Source organism: Paenibacillus kobensis NBRC 15729, assembly GCF_004000825.1.
In the GTDB taxonomy this organism is placed as follows: domain Bacteria; phylum Bacillota; class Bacilli; order Paenibacillales; family Paenibacillaceae; genus Paenibacillus_T; species Paenibacillus_T kobensis.
In genome coordinates this window covers 1-833 of sequence record NZ_BILZ01000149.1, presented here as the reverse complement: position 1 = coordinate 833, position 833 = coordinate 1, and the positions used below count along the sequence as shown (strand labels likewise).

Annotated in this window: 1 protein-coding gene; it reads left to right on the top strand. The window is 54.6% G+C overall.

Annotation, left to right across the window (positions count from 1 at the left end; translation table 11 throughout):
- On the top strand, nucleotides 1-374 hold a 374-nt coding region (locus PKO01S_RS28530), incomplete at its 5' end, for a CAP domain-containing protein (protein ID WP_246070785.1).
- Nucleotides 375-833: the final 459 nt, after the last annotated feature.

Sequence of the window (833 nt, the reverse complement as noted above, 5' to 3'; positions counted from 1 at the left end):
CGGGCACGAGCGCATTCGCGCAGCAGGTGGTTACTCTCGTGAACCAAGAGCGTGCGAAAGCGGGTCTGTCCGCGCTGTCCAGTGATTCGCTTCTTACGAAAGTTGCGGCTGCGAAAGCGAAGGATATGTACGATAACAACTATTTCGACCATACGTCACCGACTTACGGCTCGCCATTCGATATGATGCGCTCTTTTGGCGTGAGCTACTCGTATGCGGGCGAGAACATCGCGAAGGGCCAGAAGTCGCCGCAAGAAGTCATGAACGCATGGATGAACAGCGCTGGTCATAAGGCGAATATTATGAGCGCGAACTATAAGAAAATCGGCGTCGCTTATTATAACGGCGAATGGGTACAAGAATTTACGGGCTAAGTTTTCCACCCACCCAAACCCCTGAAAGGGATTCCAGAGAGTTCACGCGCTCTGGAATCCCTTAAGCTCGTTCTAGTTTTCCACCCACCCAAACCCTCCCTGGAAGGGAGGGCCCCAAAGGGCTCACGCCCTCTGGACTCCCATAAGCTCGTTCTAGCGACCATCACCGGTGTCCACGCTTTCGTCCTTCGGACACGCTCTACTATTTACCGTACCTATCCCTGTCCTCCCATCCGCAACCAATCCGACGCTCACCCCTGCATATCCTGCTGTTACTCGCTTGCCGTCCCTACGGGACACGCTTAACTGTAGAGCCTGACCCTCTCGGTAAGGACGCCGCAAAGCGGCGCCACTAACATATAAAAAGCGAAGCAAAGGCGGCGCCCAGAGATGAATGGGGCGCCGCCTTTTCTATAATAAAGTGTGACGGCGATGATCGGCGGAGGGGGCAGAATCATG